Here is a 22,125-nt window from a genome sequence, read left to right on the forward strand (position 1 = left end):
GATTAGGGGGTTCGAACGGGTCGAGGTGGCGGAATTGGCAGACGCGCTGGCTTCAGGAGCCAGTGTCCGCAAGGACGTATGGGTTCAAGTCCCTTCCTCGATACCAGCACCTGTGCCCAGGTGGCGGAATTGGTATACGCGTACGTTTGAGGGGCGTATGACGCAAGTCATCCGGGTTCAAGTCCCGGTCTGGGCACCACATCTTGTCTGCTGACGGCCAAGGGCCGCAGCCGCGCCCGGGCGGTTAGCTCAGTTGGTAGAGCACCTCGTTTACACCGAGGGGGTCGGGGGTTCGAGCCCCTCACCGCCCACCAGCACCCCCTTTAGCCTCCCCCTGGGTGCCTCGTTGCGCCCCTCGGCGGGGGAGGGTATCCTTGCCGCCGTTGGTGCGTACGCTCGCGTGGCTGCGGGCGTCGGGCCGAGATAGCTCAGTTGGTAGAGCACGCGCCTGAAGAGCGCGGTGTCGCCAGTTCGAATCTGGCTCTCGGCACCACTAAAGGTTGACCGGCGCGGAAGTGGCTCAGTTGGTAGAGCATCACATTGCCAATGTGAAGGTCGCGGGTTCGAGTCCCGTCTTCCGCTCCACTCCCTCATTTGGGGACTCGAGGGGTCGTTGCCCCTTCGTCTAGTGGTAGGACAGCGGACTTTGGATCCGTGAACCGAGGTTCGAATCCTCGAGGGGCAGCCAGCACACACAGGGCGACGTACCCAAGTGGTCTAAGGGGGGGGTCTGCAAAACCCCTATTCGCCGGTTCGAATCCGGCCGTCGCCTCCAACTTCCCACCGTTGAAGCCCCCCGCACCCCCTGCTACACTCACGGCTGCCTTTCGGCTCCGGCCCACTACGCAAGTCGCGTAGGGCGCACCGGGGCGAATCCATAGGAAGGAGTGGCCAATGCGCCGCTATGAGCTCATGTTGATTCTCCGTCCCGATGTGACGGAAGAGCGCACGAAGGCGATCTTCGAGCGCACCACCCGCTCCATCACTGAGCAGGGCGGAACAATCCTCAAGGACGTCGCTTGGGGCCGCCGCCGCATGGCCTACGAGATCGATCACGCCAAGGACGGCGTCTACCAGATCTACGTATTCGAAGTTGCCGCATCGGCAATCGCCGAGATTGAGCGCGTGCTCCTGATCACCGAAGAGGTGCTCCGTCACCTGGTGATCCGCGACGAGCGTAAGGGTGCCGCCGCACTTCGCGACTTCAACCTTGATGGTGGTACGCCGGCGCGACTCGAGCTTGACGCCGATGACACCGAGGGCGAAATCGCCGCCGCAGCTGCAGCAGCCGCTGCAGCCGACGGGGAGTAGTCCATGTCGTTCGCGAAGATCAGCATCATCGGAAACCTTGGTGCCGACCCAGAGCTGAAGTACACCGCCGATGGCAAGCCGCGCCTTGAGATGCGTGTTGCCACGAACGAGCGCCGCAAGGCTGCTGGTGGTGACTGGGAAGATAAGACCACCTGGTATCGCGTCATCATGTTTGGTGAGCGATCGGTGAAGCTGGCTGAGTGGCTCCGCAAGGGGCGCAAAGTCTACGCCGAGGGTCGTCTGCAGGTTGACCTGTACGACTCGAAAGAGGGGGAGAAGCGCGTCGCGCTCGACATCCTCGCGAGCGAAGTCGTCATCGTTGACCGAAACCCTGACGCTGATCCGAACGCTCCACGGGCGCCTAGGTCGGCTGGGCCGAGCCAGGGCGCTCCAGAGGAGAGCAGCCAGTCGGCGCCGAGCGATCTCGACGACCTTCCGTTCTAAACCCAACAACATCGAATTGAGAGGAGCACACCATGCCTGAGGCACCAAAGCGATTCAAGAAGCGTGATGACAAGTTCGGCGCAGGGCGACGACGCCGCGTCTGCTCGTTCTGCAGCGACAAGCAGGGCTACATCGACTACAAGGAGATCAATCGTCTCCGCCGCTATCTTTCGGACCGCGCCAAGATTGAGCCACGTCGCAAGACCGGCACCTGCGCGCAGCATCAGCGTGAAGTCACCGGAGCGCTCAAGCGCGCTCGGCAGATGGCGCTCTTGCCGTACGCACCGCAGCACCAGGGCTAGGATCCGGTAGGGGAGGGCTTCATGGCAGAGAGCGCAGGCCACGAACACGACGGGATACTCGCATACCTAGAGGGCGACTTCCGACCGTTGGCCGATGCGAAGGTGAGCGTGATGACGCACGCGTTCCTTTACGGCACGGCCACCTTTGAAGGGATTCGCGCCTACTGGAACGCGGACGAGCAGCAGCTCTACGCGCTGAAGGTCACCGAGCACCTGGAGCGGCTGCGCTCTTCTTGCAAGATCTTGCTCATGAATCCACTCCCAGATGTGCAGGTGCTGAAAGGGATCGTGGTCGAGCTACTCAAGCGTAATGGGTTCAAAGAGGACGTGTACATTCGGCCAAGTGTCTACAAGAGCACAAAGGCGATTGGCGTCAAGCTTCACGGCCTAGAGAATGATCTCTACGTCATCTCTGTCCCGTTCGGTGACTACATCGACACCGCGACGGGGATCCGCTGCGCAACCGTCGCCACGCGCCGCACCTCTGACCTAGCCATCCCAGCGCGGGCCAAGATCGCAGGCAACTACGTGAACAGCGCCTTCTCTAAGAGCGAGGCGGGGCTGAACGGCTTTGATGAGGCGATCGTGCTCACCGAGGCGGGGAAGGTTTCGGAAGGCTCCGCCGAGAACCTCTTCATGGTGCGTGGTGGAAAGCTCGTCACCCCTGGCGCGAACGATGACATCCTGGAGGGAATCACCCGGGCGGGAGTCATCGAAATTGCCCTAGAGCTTGGAATCCCAGTGGTTGAGCGACAGATAGACCGCAGCGAGCTCTACATCGCCGACGAGATCTTCCTCGTAGGAACTGGTGCGCAGGTATCTCCTGTGATCGAAGTTGATCACCGTACCGTTGGAACCGGGGCGATGGGTGAGATGACGAAGCGAATTCAGAGCCGCTACTTTGATGCCGTGCGCGGTAAGGCACCTGCCTACAAGCACTGGCTCACGCCGATCTACTAAACCGGGCGCCGCCCCTACGGGGTGACGGTGGGCACGTCGGCGCCAGTAATGATCTCTACATCGACCGTAACGGTCTGGTCGTCAATCAACGTCGCCTTCATGCCGAGGAGTTGCTCAAGCAAGGCAAGGGAGACGGGCATTCGCTGTTCGGCCCCGTTGTAGACGATGAATCGCGTCTTGAGCAGGCCGATCTCGCCGGGGGTGATCGCAGTTGGCGCTGAGGCATCAAGTCCGGCCCGGGTGAGCGCTGCAGCGAGGACTCCCGCCTCACCCATTCGCCCAGTGCCATTCAGGACCCAAATGCGTACCGCCTCCCTGGCAATGGCATCGGCCTCACGCTCTTCTTTCGTTGGTTGTGCGGCGAAGGCGTTGAGCACGGCTGCGCGGATCTTCGCCACATCCGGAGTGATGATGTATCCACGGGAGTCGGAACCGACGGTCTGGTAGGTCGGCGGTGTGAAGACGATGCTGCGGATGCTCCCAGCGTCAATCTGCGCGATGAGGTCTAAGAGGAGCGGCAGATCCTGTTGTGGGAAGTCGCTCTTCAAGGAGTCCTTGAGCGCAGCTGCGAGCGAGGGGAGGTTCCGAGTAATCGCCGCCATGTCGCTCTGGGCTCGAATCGCAGAGATCACCTGTTGCTGTCGGGCGGCACGGTCAAAGTCCGAGCTGCCATGTCGCGATCGGGCAAAGATTAGCGCTTCTGCGCCATCCATCGCGTGCACACCAGCGAGGATGTGAATGCGCGTGTGCTTGCCGCTAGAGATCGGATACGAGTCGTCGGTGACTGGATTACGTGCGGTGACTCGTACGCCATCGAGCGCGTCAACGATCTCTTGAAAGCCGGAGAAGTTCACCATGAGCGAATAGTCAATCGTCATGCCGTAGAAGGTGCCGAGCATCTCGCGGAGGGCGGGCATTGGCCCATCTGGGAAGACATCAGGATGTCGGCTCGCCGACGCGTAGTAGGAATTGATCTTGTTGCCGTACGTTGCTCCGTACAGCCGCTGGGCGCTCGCGGGAACTGGGAAATCGACCGTGTCGCGTGGAATGCTGAACATCGTGACCGTTCCATTGACCGGATCAACGCTGGCGACGATCAGGGTGTCGGTGTTGAAGGATGCGCTGTTGCCACGCTGATCAATCCCGACGAGGAGCACGTTCAGGCGCTCCTTCCCATCCCAGCGCGGTGCGGGTGTCGCGCCTGGAATCTCGGTGCCAGATGAGAAGATGCCGCCGACAAGCTCAGATGCCGTGGCGACATAACCGCCCAGGATGAGGTGGAGCGAGAGGGCGGCCACGAGCGAGAGGGCGAGGCCAGCAAACGAGGTGCCAATGGCACGGAGGCCACTCTCTCTCTGCACGGCCCCGCGCCATGCGTCAGCGGCTGCGACACCACGCCAAACCGCAAGGAGAATGTTGAGGACGCCCGCGGCGCTCAGTCCGAAGGGGGTGATGAGGAGCCCCACGAGGCCTGGCAGGCCATCTGCGGCAATGATGCCGCCCACGAGGGCGAGGAGGAGGATGGGCGGTGCGAGGAAGAGGAGTGCCGCTCGCCAACGCCGCTCGTAGAGGTGCCCGAACCCTGGCACGAGGAGTGAAAAGACAGCCGCGGCGAAGGCTGAGCGTCGCGGAGTCTCAAGGGGTTGGCTCATAACGGGAACCATACCGCCTCATGGGGAAGGGGGTGCCCCCCGTTTGCCATGTCGGAGGTGGCGTGGCACGCTCCTCTGAATGTTCAATCCTGTTGATTCGAAGCCTGACCTAATCAGCCTGGAGCACCAGATGCTGGCGCGTTGGCGCGCCGAGGGAACGTTTGAGCGCCTCCGCACGCAAACGGCGGGCGGCGAACCCTGGTCATTCCTTGATGGCCCAATCACCGCTAACAATCCGATGGGCGTCCACCACGCCTGGGGCCGCACCTATAAGGATCTCTTCCAGCGCTTCCGTGCGTCGCTCGGACACGAACTACGTTGGCAGCAAGGGTTCGACTGCCAAGGCCTCTGGGTCGAAGTAAACGTTGAGAAAGAGCTCGGGCTCACCTCAAAGCGACAGATCGAGGAGCGCGGCCTGGCTGAATTCATCCAACTCTGCAAGCAGCGTGTGCTCACCTACGCCGCGCGACAGACCGAGCAGTCGATCCGGCTCGGTATGTGGATGGATTGGAACGACCCAGCGGATCTCCTGCGCCTGCGCGACGCACTCAGCGATGCACCGGAGCGTGAGATTGCAATTGCTGGCACCGCGGGAGAGGTGCGCGGAACGCCAGAGAGCCTGATCGGACAACTCGGCTCGCCTGAGGTCGGAGGCTCGTACTTCACCTTCTCGGATGAGAACAACGACCTGATCTGGAGCTTCCTTGCCGAATGCAACCGCCGCGGCTGGCTCTACAAGGGGAGTGACAGCATGCCGTGGTGCACACGGTGCGGCACGGGTATCAGCCAGCACGAGATGACGGAGGGGTATGCCGATCGTGACGACCCATCCGCCTACTTCGGTTTCCCTCTCGTCGATCGCCCTGGCGAAGAGCTCCTGGCCTGGACAACGACGCCGTGGACGATTCCGGCCAACGTCGCTGCTGCGGTGAGCCCAACACTCTCCTATGAACTGGTGGAGTTCGACGGACGCAAGATGTGGATTGGCGCAACGCGCCGCGTCACCGCACTCGGTGGTGGTGCCCCTCGCGCCAAGGTCCTTGATACGAAGAAGGGGAGCGAGCTCGTGGGATGGCGCTATCGCGCCACGTTTGATGCCGCCCCAGCCGTAACGGAGGCACTCGGTGCCGACGGGGCCGCGCACCGCGTTATCTCGTGGAGTGATGTTGGCGCGGAGGAGGGGACCAGCATCGTGCACATCGCCCCTGCGTGCGGTAGCGAGGACCATGCTCTCTGCATCACCGAAGGCCTCCAGATGATTGCGCCAATTGACGAGAGTGGCACCTACCTTCCGGGATTCGAAGATCTCAGCGGGAAGGATTGGCTCGCTGTTGCTGACCTCGTCTTTGCTGCGCTTGAGCAGAGCGGCAGCCTGCTGCGACGAGAGAAGATCACGCACCGATATCCGCACTGCTGGCGCTGCGCGACGCCGCTCGCCTTCCGCCTCGTCGATGAGTGGTTTATTAGCATGGGCGCTACGTACGAGAAGCCACGCGAGCAGCTGACCGCCGCCGAGAAGGCGGGGAGCCTGCGCTATCAGATCATGGACGTTGTCGACAACATCTCATGGCTCCCATCATTTGGCCACGATCGCGAGCTTGATTGGCTTCGCAACATGAGCGACTGGATGATTTCCAAGAAGCGCTATTGGGGACTTGCGCTGCCAATCTATGAATGTGAAGGTTGCGGCGCTGTAGAGGTTCTTGGCTCCCGCGCGGAGCTTGAGGGGCGCGCCGTTATTGGGCTTCATGCCTTGGCGGGCCACAGCCCGCACCGGCCATACATTGATGAGGTTCGCATCGCGTGCGCGAAGTGCGGTGGCGAAGTTCAGCGCGTCCCCGACGTAGGTAATCCGTGGCTTGATGCTGGCATCGTCTCGCTCTCAACCATGCGCTATCGCAGCGACCCCGACTACTGGAAGCGCTGGTTCCCCGCGGATCTGATTACGGAAAGTTTCCCTGGTCAGTTTCGCAACTGGTTCTACTCGTTGCTCGCCATGTCAACGGTGATGGTTGGGAGCGAGCCCACGAAGACTGTGTTCGGATACGGGCTCGTGATCGCGGAAGATGGTCGCCAGATGCACAAGAGCTGGGGCAACTCGATTGAATTTGATGAGGCGGCCGACCGCATGGGTGCTGATGTGATGCGCTGGCTCTTCGCCGGCTCGCGCCCCGAAGAGAACGTGCACTTTGGCTGGAATGGTGCGGACGAGGCACGCCGCAAGCTCCTCGTGCTCTGGAACGTTTACGCGTTCCACATCAGCTACGCAAACAGCGCTAACTGGCGCCCTGGCGGCGCGGCGAGCCCGGTGGCCAATAGGGGCGCCATGGACCGCTGGATTCTGAGTCGCACCGCTGATCTTGTTGCAATCGTCGAGGGGGCACTTCGGGGCTATGACGCCCAGTCTGCCGTGGCACGATTGGAGGTAGCGATTGACGAGCTCTCCACCTGGTACCTCCGTCGCTCACGCGATCGCTTTGACCCCTCCACCAGTGAGGCGGATCGGAACGATGCCTTCGCCACCCTTCATGAGGCGCTGCTGACGCTGCTGCAGGTGGCATCGTCCATTGCTCCGATGCTGACCGACGCTATCTATACCAATCTTGTGGCTGACGGTGCGACCAGCAGCATCCATCTGCAGCCGTGGCCGCGCGAACGCGTGCAGAGCTGGCGCGACCAGGCGCTTGAGCACTCTATGAGCCAAGTGATTCGCGCCGCGGAACTGGGGCGCTCCGTGCGCAGCGCTGCCGCTATCCGTACACGCCAGCCGCTCGCGCTCGCTCGCGTAGTCTTCGGTGGCGAAACCCCACACGCTGAGCTGCTCGAAATCCTTGCCGACGAGCTGAACGTCAAGCGAGTGGAGCCGGTCACCGATGCCTCCGGCCTCTTTGAGCGCAAGGTGAAGGTGCTCTTGCCGAAGGTCGGAAAGAGACTAGGCGGCAAGTTGCAGGCGGTGCTCGCCGCAGCGCGCTCTGGCGACGTTGAGTTCCTCAATGGCGGCGCCGTTCGCATTGTGGGCCTTGACTTCGCACCAGATGAGATCGAAATCCAGGCAATCCCACGCGAAGGAGGCTTCGTTGCAGAAGGGGATGGTCTCGTCGTTGAGCTTGAGACCGCTCTGACACCAGAACTTGTCGCAGAGGGTGACGTCCGAGAACTCTCCCGCGCGGTGCAGGATCTACGAAAGCGTGCTGGGTTGCAGATCGGTGATCCGATCAGCCTGTATCTGCCGGAATCAGCGAGATCGCTCACCCCATACACAGAGCAGCTCACGCAGAGTGTCGGTGCGCGCTCGATCGAGTTTGGTGCCACGGCCGGTGAGGTGACGGATCAGATTGATCTCTCCTTCGGCGAAACGGCCTTCTCGTTCCGTCGGTCGGCCGGATGAGGCGCGCCACACTCGCACTCATTGCGCTTGCACTCATTGCCGTTGATCGAGCATCAAAGATGCTGGTGAACAGCATGGATCTCGGTACTCCGCATCAGCTGATCGGTTCGTTCCTGCAGATCATCCGTGGCGAGAATCGTGGCGGCCTCTTCGGCCTTCTGCAGGGAAGCGCTCCGCTCCTCGCTCTCCTCAGCATCGGGGTCATTCTTGCGCTACTCATCTACCACGAGCGCGAACGACTCCCTCAAGTGACGCCCCTCACGGTCGGCGTTGGCCTTCTCGCTGGTGGTGCAATCGGTAACTTGATTGATCGGTTGACATTCGGCTACGTGCTTGATTTCATCGATCTCGGAGTGGGGAGCCTGCGATTCTGGACGTTCAATATCGCCGACGCAGGGATCAGCCTTGGCATCGTGATCTTGCTGGTGGATACCTTGTGGCGCTCCCGTAGTACGGTTCGCTCATGAGTGAGGCACGTGAGCTAGATCTGCCGATCCCGCCCGAGGCGGCGCGGCAGCGTGCGGATCGGTTTGTCGCAGATAGGAGCGGGCTCTCTCGCTCGTTTGTGCAGAGACTCATCTCTGAGGGCCATCTCACAATGGGTGGTCTCATCGTGCGTGCCAGCTCCACGCTCGTTGCGGGGCAGACACTGCACCTTGTGATTCCACCGGTGAGCGAAACGACGGTGCTCGCCGAAGATATTCCGCTCACCGTGGTATACGAAGACGAGGACATCGTGGTGGTGAATAAGCCTGCAGGCCTCGTGGTGCATCCGGCACCGGGGCATGCAACTGGAACGCTCGTGAATGCGCTGCTGCACCATGTTGAAGATTTGCCTGGAATCGCCGGCGTTGCACGTCCCGGGCTTGTGCATCGCCTCGACAAAGACACCAGCGGGCTGCTGATCGTCGCGAAGGGCGACGTAGCGCAGCTCAGCCTGATGGCGCAGTTGAAGGCACGGCGCATCAAGAAAACCTACCTCGCGCTGGTACAAGGTTCGGTCGCAGCCGAACTTGGTCGCATCGAGGCGCCGATTGGGCGAGATCCGAACGAGCGCAAGCGGATGGCGGTGGTTGCCGGTGGTCGCGAGGCGACGACGGGGTACCGAGTTCGCGAGCGATTCCCAGGGTGGACACTGCTCGAGGTTGACCTCATCACCGGACGCACCCATCAGATTCGCGTGCACCTGACGGAGATTGGACACCCGATCGCCGGAGACCCAACCTATGGGAACGGCACCAGCCGACGCGGTCCTGATGCAACAACGCGCCTCTTCCTCCACGCCTGGAAGATCGTCTTTGCTCACCCGCGGGATGGGCGCTTGATGCGCCTAGAGGCCGAGCTCCCCGCCGACCTGCAGGCGCCCCTTGATGCGCTACGGTTGCACTCCAGCAGAGGGGAGTAGTGATGGAGCCACAACGACGAGCCGGTGAACCAGGAGCTCAGGTGATCGTGATCTCCGGGCCGAGCGGCGTGGGCAAAGACACCATCATCAACGAGCTGCGCCGACGTCCAGTAGGTCAAACCTTCCACTACGTCGTCACCTGCACCACCCGACCACCCCGCACCGGCGAGATGGACGGCGTCCACTATCACTTTCAGAGTCGCGAATCGTTTGACGCCCTGAACGCCGCTGGCGAACTCCTTGAGGCGGCCACCGTGCACGATCGCTCGTACGGAACCCCACGCGATGAGGTGCGCGGCGCCCTCGCCCGTGGGGAAGACGCGCTCTGCAAGATCGATGTGCAGGGTGCGCGGAGCCTGCGCAAGGTGATCCCAGAAGCGATCCTCATCTTTGTCGCACCCCCATCCCCAGAGGCGCTCGCGGAGCGCCTCGCCGGTCGTGGCACCGAGACTGCCGATGAGCTAGTGACGCGTGCGCGGAATGCGATTACGGAGATGGAACGCGCGCAGGAGTATGACTACCTGGTGTTGAACGAGACTGGCTATCCCGAGGAGGCCGCGGCTCAGGTCGAGAAGATTGTCCTCGCCGAGCGTGCGAAGCACCCGGAGCGTCGGATTTCGGTGTGACCGGGGGCGCCGAGCCTCACGTGGTCTGTCCGATGACGGTCGTTCGCGTTGCCGTCGATGTGCCCGGAGCTCCTGGCGAGCGACTCTATGACTACCTTGCCGGCGGCGTGACCCACGCCACCGTTGGCGATGGCGTGATCGTGCCGTTTGGCGGACGGCGCGCGATTGGCATTGTGGTGGCACTCGATCCAACCGATCGGCCGCCAGTGGGGATCACCCTCAAACCGATTGAGGGCCGACTCGGCAGCGCGCCGCTCGTTACCCCACTGCTCATGTCGCTCGCGGAGACCATTGCAACGCGTTGGGCCGCTCCGATCGCCACCTCCGTGCGATCGCTCCTCCCCGCTGGAGCGTTGGACGCCGTCGTGCTGGAGTCGCGCAGGATAGGTGAGGCGAGCGAAACCTCTGCGCGCATTGGGCTCGGCACGGAGTGGGTCGCTGTGGAGCGTCTCACAGGGGCTCGCGGCAAGACACGCGCAACAACGCTGAAGAGCCTGCGCCAACTGGAGCTACTTGGCGAGGTGGAGCGTCGCTGGTCACTGGTACGTCGCGGTGCGCAGAGCCTCGACACGACCTTCGCCTCGTTGATCACGGATGTTGCCCCTGCGATCCTGGAGGCGATGCGTCTCGGTAGCCGACAGGTTGCCGCAGTGGAGCAGCTCACCGCAGCGGCACGCAGTGATGATCCTTGGATCGCCGCGAGTGCACTCCCGGGTGGCCTTCCAATGGCGCGCCGACTCGCCGATGCTGGCGCTGTGCAACTTGAGGTTCGGCGCATCCAGCGACGGCATGCCGATCGTCGAAGCGCGCCAGTCGATGGCGCGGGGTCCGAGATCACCCTGACTAGTGTGCAGCGTGAGATTGCCGATGCCGTGTGTGCTCGCAGTGCGGCGGGAGAGACGCTGCTTGTCGATGGACCACCTGGCTCTGGAAAGAGCCGCGTGGCCGCCGATGCTGCGGTGCGGATGATCGCCGGTGGTCGATCGGTGCTCTGGCTGGTGCCAGAGGCGGCGCAGGTGGCGATCGCTGCAGACATGCTCGCCGCTGCTGGTGGCGCGCCCGAGCCGATCCACTCAGGCCTCAGTGCTGGTGAGCGCCTCGATGCACACGACCGACTCCTTGAGCCGGGACCGCATCTCGTTGTTGGTACGCGCGTCGCCCTCGGTGCCTTGCGTGACGAGGTTGGACTTGTTGTTGTGGACGAAGAGCACGAGGGTGCCTATAAATCTGATCGCACACCGCGACTGCATGCGCGTGAAGCGGCGCGTGAGCTGGCACGCCTTGCTGGCGCCGCAACGCTTCTGTTGAGCGCTACCCCTGCAGTTGAGTCGCTGGCGCGCGCCGAGATCGAGGGCTGGCGCCGCTTCACATTGACGCGACGTACCCCAGCCCCGCTAGTTGAGGTGATCGATCTGCGGCAAGAGCTCGCCGATGGGTGGCGCGGCATGATGAGCCGCTCGCTGCTCGAGCGCCTCACTGCGCTGGATTGGAGTGGGGGATCACAGGCGCTCTTAATCATTAACCGCCGTGGCTTAGCCTCGGCCCTGCTCTGCCGTGACTGCGGTGCGGCACAATCGTGCCCCTCATGCGAGCGGCCGTTGGTGCTTCATAGCGCCGGATCGTTGTTGCGCTGTCACGGCTGCGGCATTGCAGCGGAGCCACTCACCCGCTGCCCCTCGTGTGGTGGGGCACGCATCCGCGCTTTGGGTGGTGGCACCGAACGCCTCGAGGCCGAGGTGCGCGCGGCGCTCCCCGACGTTGTTGTTGATCGGCTCGACGCAGATGCGGCATCGGCGATCGGCTCTGGCGACCGCATTCTTGACGCGTTCCGTAGTGGTCGCACGCAGATTCTCGTCGGCACCGCCCTTGCCGCCAAGGCGCTTGACCTGCCGGCGTTGGCGTTGGTCGGCATCGTCTCAGCTGATACGGGCCTCCTCCTCCCCGACGAGCGGGCGGCGGAGCGCGCAGTGGCGCTGGTCGTTCAAGCGGTAGGGCGACTCGGACGCGGTTCAGAGGCCGGCGTGGCGGTCATTCAAAGCTATCGCCCCGAGGACCCCGCGATCACGGCGGCCGTGGAGATCGCCCGCGGGGGGAGTGTCGAAGCCTGGCGTGCCCGCGAGATCGGGTTGCGGAAGGCGGCTGGTGGCGCGCCATTCTTGCGCACGATCAAGGTCAGTGCGGCGGCGGCAACAGCGGCTGCGGCACGCCGCAGCATCGAGGGGTTGGCAGCCACCCTCCGTGCCGCTGCCACAGCGGGAGGCGACGAGCAGGCGCGCATCCTCGGCCCGATCCCCGCATGGGTACCGCGGCGGGCTGGGCGCTGGCGGGAGAACTTGATCCTTCGTGCCGTGAGCATTGAGCCGTATCTCCCACTGATCCGTGGACGCGACCTCACGGTAGATGTGGACCCAGAGACGCTCCTGTAGCGCTTGCTAGAATCTCGCCATGAGTGTTCGTCCGATCCTGCTCCTCGGTGACCCGCGGCTGCGCCTCCCTGGCGCGCCCGTGGAGAGTTTCGGCAAGCTGCTGCACTCGCTGCTTGATGATCTGGCCCACACGATGCGCGCCGCGCCAGGGGTCGGACTCGCCGCTCCACAACTGGGTGAGCCGATGAACGTCGCCGTTGTGGAGGCGAAGGGGAAGACCTACGAGCTGGTAAACCCACGCATCGTGCGCGACACCGGCGACCAGACCGACCTTGAGGGCTGCCTCTCGATTCCCGGATACGTCGCCGAGATTACGCGAAGAGAGCGTGTCTGGGTCGAGGCGCAGGATCGCAACGGCCGCCCATATAAGTTTAGCGAGCAGGGGTTCTTATCGCGCGCCGTGCAGCATGAACTGGACCACCTCGCCGGCACTCTCTACATCGATTACCTCGACTCCATGGATCAGCTCATCGCCGTCGATGAGGACGACGACGAGGAGCCAGATGATTCACCTGAGGCCGCCGTGGTTGCACGGCGCCGCAAGGCGCTGCGAGGGCATAGTCACAAGTAGTCGTCTGATCCTATTTGGCAGTGGCGGATTCGCCGTCCCATCGTTCCGCGCCATTGCATCGGACCCCCGTTTTGAAATCGCCGCTGTGGTGACGGCGCCACCACGCGCCGCCGGTCGAAGAGGTGCTCTCTCGCCGACCCCAGTCGACACTTGGGCACGCGACGCCGGACTGCAGGTTGAACATGCCGCCAAGGTTCGGGACACGGCAGCAATTGAAAGGATCAAATCGGTCGGTGCGGAGGCGGCACTCCTCGCCGACTTCGGTCAGATCATTCCTGCGGCGCTCCTAGATCACTACCCGCGCGGCATCGTCAATCTGCACCCATCGCTCCTTCCGCGACATCGTGGTGCAAGCCCGGTCCCCGCAACGATCCTCGCTGGCGACCGCGAGACGGGGGTGACCACGATTGTGATGGATCAAGGGGTCGACACAGGGCCAATCATTACGGTGCAGCATCTGCGACCGCGCCGCGATGTGACAGCTGCAGAACTTGAGGCGGAACTCGCCGAACTCGTCGCTGTGGGCATCGCAAACACGCTGACAACATGGCTGCAGGGGAGTGATGCAGCAGTTGCTCAGAGCGTTGATGGTGCGACGCAGACGACGCGCCTCGGCCGTGCAGATGGCCGCATCGGCGCAGGGACGACCGCCGAGTTGGCGCTGCGCATGTGGCGGGCGTATCAGCCATGGCCAGGCGTCTGGGCCGAGATCCCGGGCCTGGTCAATCGGCTGATCCTGTCGAGCGTCAGCCCGGCAGAGGGAGGCGCTCCCGTCGCCCCAGGGGGTCTTGAGCTGCACGACGACACGCTGCTGCTCGGCCTTCCCGGGGGAACGATTCGCCTTGATCGCGTGACCCCCGCTGGTGGCAAGAGCATGACAGGAGGGGAGTTCGCGCGAGGGCGTCAGGGAGAACTCGCCGCGCATGGGAGAATCGCCGAATGAGACCCACCGAGCAAACAGCAGGATCGCAGCGGCCCCTCAGCCTCTCTGACCTCAATGTGAACCAGCTCGCGGCGCGGATGAGCGACCTCGGCGCCGAGTCTTATCGCGTCACTCAGGTTCTCGACGGCGCGTGGCGCTCAGTGGCTACCTCCTGGAGTGAGGTGACCACACTCGGAAAGCCGCTCCAAGAGCGCCTAGCAAACGAGATTCGCTTCAGCGCCTTTGATGAGGTTGAGCGACAAGAGGCCGAAGATGGCGCCACCACAAAGTTGCTGCTAACCCTCTCCGATGGCGCGAAAGTCGAGGCGGTGTTGATGCGCTCTCCCGCCGATCCACGCCGAGGCTCAGGGCCACGCGCCACCGTCTGCGTCTCTAGCCAGGCGGGATGTGCGGTCGGCTGCCCGTTCTGTGCCACGGGTGAACTCGGCTTCACCCGTAATCTCAGCGCGGGCGAGATCCAAGACCAGGTGCGCATCGCGCGCCAGATCCTCCGCACCGAGGAACGCGAGCTGACCAACGTCGTCTACATGGGGATGGGGGAGCCACTGCAGAACATCGATGCCGTCTTTGCATCTATTGATGGGCTCACCGATCCAGCGCGGGGTGGGATCGGGCAGCGCCGTATCACCGTCTCGACCAGCGGCGTCGTGCCGGGGATTGAGCGACTCGCCAAGCAGCGCCCACAGATCACTCTAGCCGTCTCGCTGCATGCGGCACGCAACCCCCTGCGCGATCTTCTTGTGCCGCTCAATCGCAAGTGGCCAGTGGAGGCAGTGATTGCCGCTGCAGATGGACATTCGCGCGCAACGGGGCGCCGCACCACCTACGAGGTCACGATGATCGACGGCATCAATGACCGAGCGGAGGATTCAGCGGCACTCGCCTCACTGCTGCGGGGGAGCGGCGCGCATGTGAACTTGATCCCCATGAACGCCGTTGCGCATACCCCGTGGCAGGAGTCCACACCGCAGCGCATCGAGCAGATCGCGAATCAGCTCCGCGCGGCTGGTCTCACCGTGACCGTCCGTCGCAATCGCGGCCGCGAGGCGGGCGCCGCATGCGGTCAGCTCGCCGCCGAGAAGGCCGGCGCTCCAACACCGATCGCCGTCGCCCGTCGACGTGAGCTGCTGGTCGCGGCAAGTGCCGCAGCCCTCCAAGGGCAGCGCACCGCACAACCGATCGCACCATCTGGCCCACTTGGCGGTGATGCATGAGCGGTGCGCGCATCGAAATCGCCGCGAGTATCTTGAACGCTGACCTCGGGGCGCTCCGCGAGGCGGTGCAGGCGGCAGAGGTGGCGGGTGTCGACCGCATTCACCTCGACATCATGGATGGCCACTTCGTGCCAAACCTCACGTTCGGCCTTGCGACCGTTGAGGCGCTGCGTTCCGCCACGAAGCTGCCGTTTGATGCGCACCTGATGGTGCTCTCGCCGGGGCTCTGGGCGACGCGTTACATAGATGCGGGCTGTGAATCGGTCGCGATCCATGTCGAGTCCCCAGACCAGCACCGCGCGACGCTCGACGCGATTCGTGACAGCGGCGGTCGCGCCGGACTGGCACTTGACCCCCATACGCCGATTGAGTCACTGGTTCCATTTCGCGAGCAGCTGGACTTCGCGCTCGTGATGACCGTGAAGTCGGGATTCGGCGGGCAGTCGTATCGACCTGAGGCGGCAGCGCGCATGGCTGCGATCCGAGCACTTGTCGGTGAGCGAGATGGGCACCCCTTGCCACTCCATGTGGACGGCGGCATCAACGCCACAACGGCGGGAGGCGCAGCGCGGGACGGGGCAGATCTACTGGTTGTCGGCAGCGCGCTCTTCTCGGCGCAGGGCTCCAGCGCAATGCGCGGGGCGGTTGCAGCGATCCGGGAGTCGGCGACCCGTTAGGGTCGCGATCGACTTAGGCGCCCTTGCTGGCCGTTCGACGGCAGCGGGTGCAGACGAGGACGCGCTTCGTGGTCGTTCCAACGGCAATTACGGTTGGCTGCAGATTGGCGCGGAAGCGGCGGTGGGCTCGGACGCGGTTCATCCCGACCGACTGTGGGTTGAAACCCGCGATCGAATCCTTGCCGCAGAGGGTGCAGAAGCGAGCCATGTCTAATCTCCTTACGTGGTGGGGTTCCCAGTGGGACACGCCCGTCGTTCGTGCCGTATCGTAGCAGGTACGTCCGAAGCCTTGCCCAGGCTCGGCCAAGGGAGGGAGCCCGCATGAGTCGCACGATTCGGATCGAAGCAACCGAAGGGGTCACCCCGAGATGAGCCGCAAGAGCTGGGACGGCGTCGAGCTGATGGCTGCCCTTCGATCGGGCCTAGACCGCCTGGAGAGCCGCGTCGAGGAGGTCAACGCCCTCAATGTCTTCCCCGTACCCGATGGCGACACGGGGACCAACATGCTGGCAACCCTGAAGGCCGCCATCGCTGAGGGTGATGCCTCGCTGGCTACCGGGGTCACCGCGATCGACGAGGTGAGTGCAGCGGTGGCACGTGGCGCCCTGCTTGGTGCGCGCGGCAACTCTGGCGTCCTCCTCTCGCAAATCCTCCGTGGACTCCCGCAGGCGGTACGTGGCCGCCAGCGCGCCCGGGCAACCGAGATCGCGCAGTCGCTCTCACTCGGTGTGTTGCACGCCTACTCGGCGGTGGCGACGCCAACAGAGGGGACGATCCTTACCGTGGCACGTGAGGTGGCCGCTGCAGCGATGAAGGAGTCGGAGGGGGCATCCGAGCTGCGCCCATTCCTCGAGCATATCGCCGCCGCCGCACGCATCTCTGTAGAGAAGACACCCACCCTGCTGGCCGTTCTCCGCGAAGCTGGCGTCGTCGACTCTGGCGGCGCAGGGCTGCAGCTTATCCTCGAAGGGATTGCCAATGTGCCCTCGGTTGCGCCGTCACGCGGCACTGTCGACGCGGAGCGTCGCAGCACCTCGACTTCGCCCTCTATGCCCGCCAATGCTGTCGCGCCCGTCGCGCCGGCGCCTGCCGCTCCAACAGAGTTCGGCTACGAGACGGTCTTCATCCTGAGCTCACCAACAGCGCCACTCGACCTCGACGCAATTCGGGCGCACCTGGAGACGATCGGGGAGAGCGTGTTGGTTGCGGGCGACGAGTCGACCTGCAAGGTGCACGTGCACAACCTTCGACCCGACGAGGCATTGGCGTATGGGATCAGCCTCGGCGATGTGCGTGCCGTCACGATTGAGAATCTTGACCAGCAGAGCGCAGAGCGAGCAACCGGACACGCCGCATTCAACCAGTTGGCCGATGGGCCAATTGCCGCCTCCGCACGCCCTGCAGCTGCGTCGCTTGGTCGTGGAACGTCAATCGTTGCCGTCGCCGCGGGAGCTGGCCTCGGCGATATCTTGCGATCGGCCGGCGCGTCGCAAATCGTTCACGGCGGTCAGACAGAGAATCCGTCCGCCGCGGAGATTGCCTCGGCGATCGCCCATGCTGGCACCGAATTCGTTGTCGTTCTACCGAACAACAGCAACATCGTGCTGGCGGCACGGCAGGCGGCCGATCTCTCTGCGGCGAACGTCGTGGTCATTCCGACGCGCAATGCCGCCGAAGGGATCGCCGCACTCCTCTCGTGGGACCCGTCACTCTCGCTTGAGGAGCTCGTCCCGCGCATGGAGGCGGCTCGTGCTGCCGCACGCACCTTCCGTGTCGTTGAGGCTGTGCGCGATGCCGTTGTTTGTGGCGTGGCGGTTAAGGCCGGCCAGATCATGGCGCTCGACCCAGTTGACGGGATCATTGCAACGGGGAGCAGCGATGTTGAGTCGATCGTTGCGGCTCTCGCGGGTCAGTCAGCGGAGCTGATCACCCTCTACGTTGGCGCCGACGTCTCGGACGAGCAGGCCACCGAGTTTGTGAGCGCGGTGCGTGGTGCTATCGCTGGGGTCGAGGTTGACCTACAGCGCGGTGGCCAACCAATCGAACGGGTGCTCGTGAGTTTGGAGTGACCGTCGACCCAGGCGAACTCCCGCTGAAGGGGCTTGCCCTCCCTGGTGGCTCGAGTCTTCTTCGTGGCCTAGCGAAACTGGGTGTCACCACCGTTGCCGATCTTCTCACCTACCTACCTCGTCGTTATGAGGATCGCCGCGAAATCACACCGATCGCGGAACTTGCCGGAGGGAGCAGCGCGACGATCTCAGCGCGCGTGACCGACCTCCGCGTTGAGAAGACGTGGCGTCGTGGGGTACAACGCACGATCGCGACACTCGTCGATGACTCAGGAGCGGTTGATGCCATCTGGTACGGGCGACGATTCATTGAGCGTCGACTTACGGTTGGAACCATGATCGTGGCCACCGGGCGCGTGAAGGCGATGGGGTGGACGACGCAACTTGAAGCCCCAGAGTTCAGCCCGGTGGGCGGGGGAGACCAGGTCAGCGCCGGTCGCATCGTTCCCATTTACCGACTAACTCGTGGTGTAACGGCGCTGAGCCTGCGTCGGGCGGTGCGGACGCTTCTCGATCAATTCGGCGCCAACCTTGTTGATCCGATGCCCGATTCGGTGCGGTCGCGAAACGCCCTTTTGCCGCTCGCGCAGGCAATTGAGGCGCTGCACTGGCCAGAGGAGTTTGACCTTCGTGATGCGGCTCTGCGCCGCCTCGCCTTTGATGAGCTCCTCGCGGTGCAGATTGCGCTCGTGCATCGCAGTCGGCGGCGCGCCGGTGGGGGTGCATTCAGCATTACGCCAACCAAGACGGAACGAGCCACGATCGAGTCCGCAATCTTGGGCGGCATTGGTGGGACCACATCAAAAAGCAAGACACCGTGGACGGGCGATCAGCGGCGCGCAATTGATGAGATCCTTGCCGACCTTGCGACGGGGTCGCCGATGCTGCGCCTCCTGCAGGGCGATGTGGGCACCGGTAAGACTGCGGTCGCCTTCGTTGCCGCCGCCGCCACGGCGGCCGCTGGGCATCAGAGCGCCCTCCTGGCACCGACCGAACTGTTGGCCCGTCAGCACGCTGCGACGGCGAAGCGACTCCTCGCCCCACTCGGCATTGAGGTGGCGCTGGTGTTGGGCGGAGCGCCTGTCGCTGAACGCCGAGCGGCGCGCACAGCGGCCGCTGGCGGCCGCGCAGCGCTGGTCATCGGCACCCACGCCCTCTTCGCTGAGGGGACGCAATTCGCCTCACTCGGCCTTGTCATCGTTGACGAGCAGCACCGCTTCGGGGTGGAGGAGCGGGCAAAGCTCCTCTCTAAAGCTTCACGCGAACCGCACCTGCTCCTGATGACTGCGACGCCGATCCCGCGCACCATCGCGCAGCTCCTCTACGCCGACGTCGCCTCGTCGGAGCTGCGAGTGCTCCCCGCGGGACGCCAGCCGATCCGCACCGCGATCCGCACCAGCGCCGATATGGAGCGTGTCTGGACCTTTGTTGACGAGGAGGCAGAGGCTGGCCGACAAACCTTTGTGGTCGTCCCGCGCATTGCCGATGCCGAGGCAGGCGGCGAACCGGAGCAGGGGACCACCTTCAATGATGATACTGACGAGGGTGGCGCAACGGGGGTTGAGGCCCAGGCGGAGCTGCTGCGCGAGCGCCTCCCGCATCGTCGTATCGGCGTTGTTCATGGGCAGCAGCGCGCCGCTGAGCGTACCGTCGCCATGCAGGCATTTGTTGCTGGCGAAACTGACGTGCTCGTCGGCACCACGGTGATTGAGGTGGGCGTTGATGTGCCAGCCGCCAGTGTGATGGTGATCCTCGAGGCCGAGCGATTCGGTTTGGCGACCCTGCATCAGTTGCGCGGTCGTATCGGCCGCGGTGGCGATAAGGGGTGGTGCATTCTGGTGAGCGACAGTGATGATGAGGTTGCCGCTGCGCGGCTTCAGGCGATCGAGTCAACCCGTGACGGGTTCCTGCTCGCAGAGCAAGACATCGCGCTACGCGGGGAGGGGAGTGTTCTCGGAACGTCGCAGAGCGGCCTCCCGCCGTTGCGCATTGCAACGTTGGCCCGCGCCGAAGATCGAGCCCTCGCTCTTGTTGCGCGAACGGAGGCTGAGCGACTGCTTGATCAGCACGGCGAGGCAGAGGGCGAGGCAGCGCTCCTCGTGCAGTCGTATGCACGCGGTTGGCCGATTGGGCGGGTGACGGGCGCGGCGCTTACCGAGAGTGCGCCGGTATGACCGCAAAGGAGGGAACCCTCCGAATCATTGCGGGTGACCATCGTGGTCGACGCATTGCGGTACCGCCAGCCGGCACCCGGCCGATGACAGATCGAGTGCGCGAGTCACTCTTTGCGGTACTTGAGCCGCGAATCGTTGGGGCGAGATTCGCCGATCTCTGCGCGGGAAGTGGCGCGGTTGGCATTGAGGCGCTGAGTCGCGGTGCTACTCATGCGTTGTTCGTTGAGCGATCACGCGATGCGGTTGCCATCATCCAGGCGAATCTGTCGACGCTGAAACTCACCGATCGGGCGAGCCTCAAGGGCGCCGATGCGCTGGTCGCCCTTGAGGCACCAGGTGCCTCCTTCGATCTGATCGTTGCCGATCCCCCCTACGACGACGCCGCGCTGGCGGAGGGGATCCTGGCACGCTGTGCAGCCCCTGGCGGCCCGCTCGTCGACGATGGGCTCCTTGCGCTCACCGGGCGCACGCGAACGAGCAACTTTCCCCTAGCGCTCCCTGAGGGACTACGATGTGTTCGAACGCTGATCTACGGCGACAGTTGCGTAGATCTGCTGGAACGCACCGAGACAGCGCGAGCGGAGGTTGGCAATGAGTGAACGAGTGGCGCTCTATCCGGGCAGTTTTGATCCCGTGACGTTTGGCCATATCGACCTGATCCGTCGCAGCCTTGCGATAGCTGATCGCCTCGTTGTTGCAATCCTGCCGAACTCCGATAAAGAGGCACTCCTCACCCTTGGTGAACGCACCGCTCTTCTGCGCAGCGTGATTGACGCTGAGCTCGGCGCTACAAGCGCCCGAGTGCAGATCCTCTCCGCATCTAACCTCGCCGTCCGCGTCGCTGCCGAAGCGGGAGCAACCCTGATTATTCGTGGTCTCCGCGCCGGCTCCGACTTTGAGGCCGAACTGCGCATGGCGCACGCCAATCGCCTGCTCGCCCCTGAGATTGAGACCGCCTTCTTGATGACAGCGCCTGAGCACGCCTCTACCTCAAGCCGGCTCGTTCGCGAGGTTGCCCGCTATGGCGGACCACTCGACCGACTCGTGCCAGCTGCCGTGGTCCCCGTCCTCACCGCCGCCGCACGACGACGAGCGTCGAAGGTGTAACTGGTGGAGAGCGAATCGGCGGCGTTGGTGCCGCCTCTCTACCCCGTTGATCTCTCACCGCTTCTCGCCGAGTCTGCGGGGGGCACGTTCACCCTTGAACCATTTACGGTCGAGGATCGGATCGGAGATGAGCAGTTCAGTGCATCGGTCCAGGTGCGAATCGACCGAACCAATCGCGGCGTGCGAATTATTGGAGCCTTGCGCGGCAGCCAGGAGGGAGCCTGTGGACGCTGCCTCGCCCCCGCAATAGCGCAGCTGAACGCCCCAATCGACGAGGAGGCACTTGAGTCCCGGCATGCGACGGAGGGGGCCCTCCTCATCGGCAAGGGGAACAGTGTCGACGTTGGTCGCCTCGCCATGGAGGCGCTCGATCTCACACGTCGCCTGGTGCTGCTCTGTGCGCCACCCTGCCCAGAGCGCTGCGGACTTTGCGGCGCGGAGCACCCCGCCAGCGCCTGTCCCGAGCGGGGGCTAGACCCTCGTTTGGCTGGCCTCGCGGCCCTCCTCACCCCTGAAGGGGACGAAGGCGCGCCGATCGGGTAGGATTCCCCTCCAAGGCGCGCCCAGTCGGGCGCCAACGAGCGAGGTCAAAAAACATGGGCGTACCTAAGCGGAAGAAGTCGCACGCACGTCAGGGTGACCGACGTTCGCACCATGCCCTGACGCTCCCAACGATGGACCGCTGCCCACAGTGCAACGCCGTCAAGCGTGCGCATCATGCCTGCCTGGAGTGCGGAACCTATCGCGGCCGCGAGGTCATCCGCCGACCTGCGCCGGACGCGGACGTCGCCGACGCCTAACTCGCAATGAGCGCGTCGGGCGGCTCTGTCCGCCTCGCCCTCGATGCAATGGGTGG

Annotated in this window: 21 protein-coding genes and 7 tRNA genes; 26 read left to right on the top strand and 2 right to left on the bottom strand. The window is 64.0% G+C overall.

Annotated elements, in window-relative coordinates:
• Positions 1–19 precede the first annotated feature (19 nt).
• The 11 genes from AC3LCN_RS04695 (at position 20) to AC3LCN_RS04745 (ending at position 3,017) form a co-directional block, all read left to right on the top strand.
• Positions 20–106: transfer RNA gene (locus AC3LCN_RS04695), tRNA-Leu, on the top strand.
• Positions 107–114: 8 nt separating this feature from the next.
• Positions 115–199 (top strand) — tRNA-Leu (locus AC3LCN_RS04700).
• Between the two features lie 39 nt (positions 200–238).
• Positions 239–314: transfer RNA gene (locus tag AC3LCN_RS04705), tRNA-Val, on the top strand.
• A 103-nt stretch (positions 315–417) separates the two neighbouring features.
• A tRNA-Phe gene (locus tag AC3LCN_RS04710) sits at positions 418–493 on the top strand.
• 16 nt (positions 494–509) lie between these two features.
• Positions 510–585, top strand: a tRNA-Gly gene (locus AC3LCN_RS04715).
• Between the two features lie 29 nt (positions 586–614).
• Positions 615–688: transfer RNA gene (locus AC3LCN_RS04720), tRNA-Gln, on the top strand.
• A gap of 10 nt (positions 689–698) precedes the next feature.
• A tRNA-Cys gene (locus AC3LCN_RS04725) sits at positions 699–775 on the top strand.
• A gap of 119 nt (positions 776–894) precedes the next feature.
• Positions 895–1,311 (top strand): 30S ribosomal protein S6, encoded by a 417-nt coding sequence (gene rpsF / locus AC3LCN_RS04730; RefSeq protein ID WP_445844726.1) that lies wholly within the window; start codon positions 895–897, stop codon positions 1,309–1,311.
• Positions 1,312–1,314: 3 nt separating this feature from the next.
• Positions 1,315–1,755 (top strand): single-stranded DNA-binding protein, encoded by a 441-nt coding sequence (locus AC3LCN_RS04735; protein WP_488648932.1) that lies wholly within the window; start codon positions 1,315–1,317, stop codon positions 1,753–1,755.
• 32 nt (positions 1,756–1,787) lie between these two features.
• Entirely contained in the window at positions 1,788–2,057 is a 270-nt protein-coding gene (gene rpsR, locus AC3LCN_RS04740) for a 30S ribosomal protein S18 (protein WP_488648933.1), read from the top strand.
• A gap of 21 nt (positions 2,058–2,078) precedes the next feature.
• Complete coding sequence (locus AC3LCN_RS04745) at positions 2,079–3,017, top strand: branched-chain amino acid transaminase (RefSeq protein WP_488648934.1); 939 nt, start codon at positions 2,079–2,081, stop codon at positions 3,015–3,017.
• 14 nt (positions 3,018–3,031) lie between these two features.
• On the opposite strand, the gene AC3LCN_RS04750 is transcribed toward AC3LCN_RS04745, so the two are convergent.
• The gene (locus AC3LCN_RS04750) at positions 3,032–4,669 is read right to left on the bottom strand and encodes an LCP family protein (RefSeq protein WP_488648935.1); all 1,638 of its coding nucleotides are present in this window, start codon (positions 4,667–4,669) and stop codon (positions 3,032–3,034) included.
• Between the two features lie 79 nt (positions 4,670–4,748).
• Between AC3LCN_RS04750 and AC3LCN_RS04755 the strand changes: the two genes are divergently transcribed.
• From AC3LCN_RS04755 to AC3LCN_RS04795, 9 genes are read left to right on the top strand one after another with little or no spacing between them, the layout of a single operon-like run.
• Positions 4,749–8,057: an isoleucine--tRNA ligase gene (locus AC3LCN_RS04755; protein WP_488648936.1), complete on the top strand. Its 3,309-nt coding sequence runs from the start codon at positions 4,749–4,751 to the stop codon at positions 8,055–8,057.
• Positions 8,054–8,524 carry a signal peptidase II gene (gene lspA, locus AC3LCN_RS04760; protein WP_488648937.1) on the top strand — a complete coding sequence of 157 codons (471 nt, stop codon included), beginning with the start codon at positions 8,054–8,056 and terminating at the stop codon, positions 8,522–8,524. The genes AC3LCN_RS04755 and lspA overlap by 4 nt, the downstream gene beginning before the upstream one ends.
• On the top strand, positions 8,521–9,462 hold the full coding sequence (locus tag AC3LCN_RS04765; protein ID WP_488648938.1) for an RluA family pseudouridine synthase: 942 nt from the start codon (positions 8,521–8,523) through the stop codon (positions 9,460–9,462). The genes lspA and AC3LCN_RS04765 overlap by 4 nt, the downstream gene beginning before the upstream one ends.
• A 2-nt stretch (positions 9,463–9,464) precedes the next feature.
• Complete coding sequence (gene gmk / locus AC3LCN_RS04770) at positions 9,465–10,088, top strand: guanylate kinase (protein WP_488648939.1); 624 nt, start codon at positions 9,465–9,467, stop codon at positions 10,086–10,088.
• Positions 10,085–12,514 carry a replication restart helicase PriA gene (gene priA, locus AC3LCN_RS04775; protein WP_488648940.1) on the top strand — a complete coding sequence of 810 codons (2,430 nt, stop codon included), beginning with the start codon at positions 10,085–10,087 and terminating at the stop codon, positions 12,512–12,514. Before gmk ends, priA begins: the two co-directional genes overlap by 4 nt.
• 19 nt (positions 12,515–12,533) lie before the next feature.
• The gene (def, locus tag AC3LCN_RS04780; RefSeq protein WP_488648941.1) at positions 12,534–13,085 is read left to right on the top strand and encodes a peptide deformylase; all 552 of its coding nucleotides are present in this window, start codon (positions 12,534–12,536) and stop codon (positions 13,083–13,085) included.
• Entirely contained in the window at positions 13,018–14,028 is a 1,011-nt protein-coding gene (locus AC3LCN_RS04785; protein WP_488648942.1) for a methionyl-tRNA formyltransferase, read from the top strand. The genes def and AC3LCN_RS04785 overlap by 68 nt, the downstream gene beginning before the upstream one ends.
• Positions 14,025–15,242 carry a dual-specificity RNA methyltransferase RlmN gene (rlmN, locus tag AC3LCN_RS04790; RefSeq protein WP_488648943.1) on the top strand — a complete coding sequence of 406 codons (1,218 nt, stop codon included), beginning with the start codon at positions 14,025–14,027 and terminating at the stop codon, positions 15,240–15,242. Before AC3LCN_RS04785 ends, rlmN begins: the two co-directional genes overlap by 4 nt.
• The gene (locus AC3LCN_RS04795; protein WP_488648944.1) at positions 15,239–15,919 is read left to right on the top strand and encodes a ribulose-phosphate 3-epimerase; all 681 of its coding nucleotides are present in this window, start codon (positions 15,239–15,241) and stop codon (positions 15,917–15,919) included. The genes rlmN and AC3LCN_RS04795 overlap by 4 nt, the downstream gene beginning before the upstream one ends.
• A gap of 13 nt (positions 15,920–15,932) precedes the next feature.
• Here AC3LCN_RS04795 and AC3LCN_RS04800 read toward each other — a convergent pair whose 3' ends face one another.
• On the bottom strand, positions 15,933–16,127 hold the full coding sequence (locus AC3LCN_RS04800; RefSeq protein ID WP_445844463.1) for a L28 family ribosomal protein: 195 nt from the start codon (positions 16,125–16,127) through the stop codon (positions 15,933–15,935).
• Positions 16,128–16,287: 160 nt separating this feature from the next.
• On the opposite strand from AC3LCN_RS04800, the gene AC3LCN_RS04805 reads away from it, so the two are divergent.
• Genes AC3LCN_RS04805 through rpmF form a run of 6 tightly spaced genes read left to right on the top strand, consistent with a single transcriptional unit; the run spans position 16,288 to position 22,069 of the window.
• Positions 16,288–17,988, top strand: a complete 1,701-nt coding sequence (locus tag AC3LCN_RS04805; RefSeq protein ID WP_488648945.1) for a DAK2 domain-containing protein — start codon at positions 16,288–16,290, stop codon at positions 17,986–17,988.
• Complete coding sequence (locus tag AC3LCN_RS04810) at positions 17,985–20,162, top strand: ATP-dependent DNA helicase RecG (protein ID WP_488648946.1); 2,178 nt, start codon at positions 17,985–17,987, stop codon at positions 20,160–20,162. The genes AC3LCN_RS04805 and AC3LCN_RS04810 overlap by 4 nt, the downstream gene beginning before the upstream one ends.
• Positions 20,159–20,761, top strand: a complete 603-nt coding sequence (gene rsmD / locus AC3LCN_RS04815) for a 16S rRNA (guanine(966)-N(2))-methyltransferase RsmD (protein WP_488648947.1) — start codon at positions 20,159–20,161, stop codon at positions 20,759–20,761. Before AC3LCN_RS04810 ends, rsmD begins: the two co-directional genes overlap by 4 nt.
• Positions 20,754–21,269: a pantetheine-phosphate adenylyltransferase gene (gene coaD / locus AC3LCN_RS04820; RefSeq protein WP_488648948.1), complete on the top strand. Its 516-nt coding sequence runs from the start codon at positions 20,754–20,756 to the stop codon at positions 21,267–21,269. The genes rsmD and coaD overlap by 8 nt, the downstream gene beginning before the upstream one ends.
• Before the next feature lie 3 nt (positions 21,270–21,272).
• Positions 21,273–21,812, top strand: coding sequence for a YceD family protein (locus AC3LCN_RS04825; protein WP_488648949.1), 540 nt, complete (start codon positions 21,273–21,275; stop codon positions 21,810–21,812).
• 53 nt (positions 21,813–21,865) lie between these two features.
• A complete protein-coding gene (rpmF, locus tag AC3LCN_RS04830; protein ID WP_488648950.1) occupies positions 21,866–22,069 on the top strand; it encodes a 50S ribosomal protein L32 in 204 nt (67 codons plus the stop codon).
• Positions 22,070–22,125 lie beyond the last annotated feature (56 nt).

The sequence above is a fragment of the Candidatus Limnocylindrus sp. genome (assembly GCF_040397215.1).
Lineage (GTDB): Bacteria > Chloroflexota > Limnocylindria > Limnocylindrales > Limnocylindraceae > Limnocylindrus.

Bases quoted from the DNA above. Each gene is read 5' to 3' on its own strand.
- rpsF (WP_445844726.1), top strand. From the start codon at position 895: ATGCGCCGCTATGAGCTCATGTTGATTCTCCGTCCCGATGTGACGGAA.
- AC3LCN_RS04755 (WP_488648936.1), top strand. From the start codon at position 4,749: ATGTTCAATCCTGTTGATTCGAAGCCTGACCTAATCAGCCTGGAGCAC.
- rsmD (WP_488648947.1), top strand. From the start codon at position 20,159: ATGACCGCAAAGGAGGGAACCCTCCGAATCATTGCGGGTGACCATCGT.
- AC3LCN_RS04785 (WP_488648942.1), top strand. From the start codon at position 13,018: ATGATTCACCTGAGGCCGCCGTGGTTGCACGGCGCCGCAAGGCGCTGC.
- AC3LCN_RS04765 (WP_488648938.1), top strand. From the start codon at position 8,521: ATGAGTGAGGCACGTGAGCTAGATCTGCCGATCCCGCCCGAGGCGGCG.
- AC3LCN_RS04735 (WP_488648932.1), top strand. From the start codon at position 1,315: ATGTCGTTCGCGAAGATCAGCATCATCGGAAACCTTGGTGCCGACCCA.
- AC3LCN_RS04800 (WP_445844463.1), bottom strand. From the start codon at position 16,127: ATGGCTCGCTTCTGCACCCTCTGCGGCAAGGATTCGATCGCGGGTTTC.
- rlmN (WP_488648943.1), top strand. From the start codon at position 14,025: ATGAGACCCACCGAGCAAACAGCAGGATCGCAGCGGCCCCTCAGCCTC.
- rpsR (WP_488648933.1), top strand. From the start codon at position 1,788: ATGCCTGAGGCACCAAAGCGATTCAAGAAGCGTGATGACAAGTTCGGC.
- AC3LCN_RS04805 (WP_488648945.1), top strand. From the start codon at position 16,288: ATGAGCCGCAAGAGCTGGGACGGCGTCGAGCTGATGGCTGCCCTTCGA.
- coaD (WP_488648948.1), top strand. From the start codon at position 20,754: ATGAGTGAACGAGTGGCGCTCTATCCGGGCAGTTTTGATCCCGTGACG.
- rpmF (WP_488648950.1), top strand. From the start codon at position 21,866: ATGGGCGTACCTAAGCGGAAGAAGTCGCACGCACGTCAGGGTGACCGA.
- gmk (WP_488648939.1), top strand. From the start codon at position 9,465: ATGGAGCCACAACGACGAGCCGGTGAACCAGGAGCTCAGGTGATCGTG.
- AC3LCN_RS04745 (WP_488648934.1), top strand. From the start codon at position 2,079: ATGGCAGAGAGCGCAGGCCACGAACACGACGGGATACTCGCATACCTA.
- def (WP_488648941.1), top strand. From the start codon at position 12,534: ATGAGTGTTCGTCCGATCCTGCTCCTCGGTGACCCGCGGCTGCGCCTC.
- lspA (WP_488648937.1), top strand. From the start codon at position 8,054: ATGAGGCGCGCCACACTCGCACTCATTGCGCTTGCACTCATTGCCGTT.
- AC3LCN_RS04795 (WP_488648944.1), top strand. From the start codon at position 15,239: ATGAGCGGTGCGCGCATCGAAATCGCCGCGAGTATCTTGAACGCTGAC.
- AC3LCN_RS04750 (WP_488648935.1), bottom strand. From the start codon at position 4,669: ATGAGCCAACCCCTTGAGACTCCGCGACGCTCAGCCTTCGCCGCGGCT.